Here is a 2654-nt window from a genome sequence, read left to right as displayed (position 1 = left end):
AAGAAACCAGGGAGCGATCGCTAAACCCCAGTAGCCCAAGCCAACCATTAAAACGTTAATCAGCGCTGTGAGCCAAGCTTTGCGGCGATTCTTGGTAAAAACCTCACGCGGTAGACTTCTCAAAATGTCTCTTAGGTGCAGGCTGTCAGTGGTTGCATCCGAGTTCGGGATCGTTGCTGGGATGGTCGATGTCATGCAGAGATTAAAGTTCTCGTGGTTTTCGTTGAGTGCAGTGCGTTTATACGCGCACAAAAATACTGCCCGATACAGATTTGTGGCAGGCAGTATTTTTGATCGGCGAATGATTTATAACTTCGGGCAAACGAAGCTAGCACCGAAGAGTTGCCGATAGAGTTACAAACAGCATTTCTAGGGATAAAAGCCTCTTCCTACGAACCTTACGGGTTAGCGGTGCTGGGTGTCGCCGCCATCTCGCGATCCGATGCTAACCGCTGCTGTTTGATTGTTTGCAGCTGTTGCAAGAGAATTTCAACTTCCGCCTGCAAATGCAGGAACTTAACTTGCTGGTCGGCTTGATAGACAGCTTTGGTCACAGGCTTCAGATGCTTTTCACCAGTTGGGGCTGTCAAAAGATTGCTCAGCGGCTCGGAATTGCCAACAGAGTCTTGCGGACGGGTCAGTGTAGATGAACGAGTGGACATCAGCTAAACAGATATTTCTGTGTACTCACACCATCCAGTAATTTTAGCCTGAAGTGGTAACTAAGTTAAATTTTATGTGTCGCTTTTCTAATTGGCTAAAAAAATGCTGTGTTCTGTAGAAGTTAGGTCGGTACTGCTACCTTTGTCGCTCTGGCGGATGCAGGCTGCGCCTACGGGTCGAATACGGCTCGCGTCGTTCCTTCAATAATGGACACAATCGAGGCGGTGCCTCGATTGCGAACCAAATTTAAAATCGGTTTAATTTCGCCAAGGACGACTCACCTGTTCCAATTGGGCAACTTCCTCGCTGCTCAATTCCCAACCGAGCGCCCCGGCATTCTGCCGCGCCTGTTCGGCTGTCTTTGCGCCTGGAATCGCAATCACATCGTTCTGAGCGATTAACCAATTGAGGGCAACCTGAGCGGGGGTTTTTTGATACTTTTCCCCTAACTGACTCAGCAAGGATGTCACTGGGGAGATTTTCTCTAAGCCGCTGCGGCTGAAGCGAGAGTCAAATCTGCGGGCACCCGTCGGTTCCTGGTACTTCTCAACGGTGTACTTACCAGTGAGTAACCCTTGTGCAAGAGGGCTGTAAGCCAGGATTGTCACCCCCAGTTGACGCGCTGTGTCTAGAATGCCGTTGGTTTCGATTTGTCGAGTTAGCAGAGAATAGCGTACTTGGTTCACCGCTAAAGGCACACCCCTGGCTGCCAGCAGTTGGTGGGCTTCTTTCATTTGTTCGGCTGAATAATTGCTGACGCCGACTGTCGCAATTCTGCCTCGCTTCACCTCATCGGCTAGAGCATTCATCAGCGTCTCTTGACTCATCAAAAAGGTAAAAGGCCAATGCACCTGATAGAGGGCGACTTGCTCAACCCGCAGACGTTTTAAACTTTCTGTTAAAGCATCTGAGACCGATTGAGCCGTGAATCGCCAAGGGGCAGGGCCGTATTTAGTAGCAATTTGGGCAGGACATCCAGTTTCTTGCATGAACTTTCCCAAAAGTGACTCTGACTCTCCGAACCCATAAATCTCAGCAGTATCAAAAAAGGTAATGCCGGAATTTAGCGTGGCTTCAAAGGCTTCTCGTAGTTGGGCTTCCCCGTAATCGCTGCCATAATTCCAAAACAGCTTGTCCCCCCAAGCCCAAGTGCCGATACCGAGTTGGGTGACTGTGGGACCATCGCGTCCTAAAGTAATCGTTTGTAGGCTCAAAATTTCTACTCTTTACAAAACTTTATATTTTTCAGTTTAACGTCGCAGACAGTCGCAGATGAGTATGGTGAAATGAAAACAGCAAAAGATGCTTTCATTTGCTTTTAAAAAAAGATGGCAACAGGTGATATATCAAATTTGCAACCAGAAGACTCGAAACCCCGCGAGTCATTTCCTCCCAAGGTGAATTTATTCACCATGTTCCGACTCGGCTTATTTCAGATGGGATTGGGGATGATGTCCGTTTTGGCGCTGGGCATCCTCAACAGAGTCATGATTGGGGAGTTAGCAATTCCTGCCACAATTGCAGCGGGTGCCTTGGCGATGCACCAGTTTGTTGCCCCAGTGCGAGTGTGGTTTGGGCAAATGTCGGATGCAAAGCCGATATTGGGGTATCACCGCACGGGTTATGTGTGGATAGGTGCAACACTGTTTGCGATCGCATCCTTCCTCGCCGTACAAGTTATGTGGAGGCTGGGCAATGTGGTGCAAGCTGCCGGAGGTTGGTCATGGACAACCCAAACCTCCGGCTGGACTGGTTTGCTGGCACTTGTCTTCGTGTTTTATGGCGTGGCGCTGAGTATGAGTTCGACTCCCTTTGCCGCAATGTTGGTGGATGTTTCCGATGAAGATAATCGTTCTAAACTTGTCGGGATTGTCTGGTCTATGCTGATGGTGGGAATTGTTATCGGGGCAATTCTTGGCAGCAGTTTGCTCAAGCAAGTCGGCACAGACGCACCCCTATCAGCATTGCAAGCCTCGATCGACCGCTTGTTT

3 protein-coding genes and 1 pseudogene are annotated in these 2654 nt (G+C 49.2%); 1 reads left to right on the top strand and 3 read right to left on the bottom strand.

The genetic code is table 11. The annotated features are described in order from the left end of the window. The 3 genes and pseudogenes from H6F50_RS00330 to H6F50_RS00320 form a co-directional block, all read right to left on the bottom strand. Positions 1-195 (bottom strand): annotated as a pseudogene (locus tag H6F50_RS00330) (fatty acid desaturase); the annotation flags it as partial. A gap of 203 nt (positions 196-398) precedes the next feature. After that, positions 399-662 carry a hypothetical protein gene (locus tag H6F50_RS00325; protein ID WP_190416083.1) on the bottom strand — a complete coding sequence of 88 codons (264 nt, stop codon included), beginning with the start codon at positions 660-662 and terminating at the stop codon, positions 399-401. 258 nt (positions 663-920) lie between these two features. After that, positions 921-1877 (bottom strand): aldo/keto reductase, encoded by a 957-nt coding sequence (locus H6F50_RS00320; protein WP_190416082.1) that lies wholly within the window; start codon positions 1875-1877, stop codon positions 921-923. A 114-nt stretch (positions 1878-1991) separates the two neighbouring features. Here H6F50_RS00320 and H6F50_RS00315 point away from each other — a divergent pair. Then, positions 1992-2654: PucC family protein (locus tag H6F50_RS00315; RefSeq protein WP_190425024.1), on the top strand; the 663-nt coding region annotated here is incomplete at its 3' end.

Origin of the sequence: Coleofasciculus sp. FACHB-712 (assembly GCF_014695635.1) — a bacterium.
Taxonomy (GTDB): Bacteria; Cyanobacteriota; Cyanobacteriia; order Cyanobacteriales; family FACHB-T130; genus FACHB-T130.
Note: the sequence above shows the minus strand (reverse complement) of the source record. Positions and strands in the feature narration are given on the sequence as shown.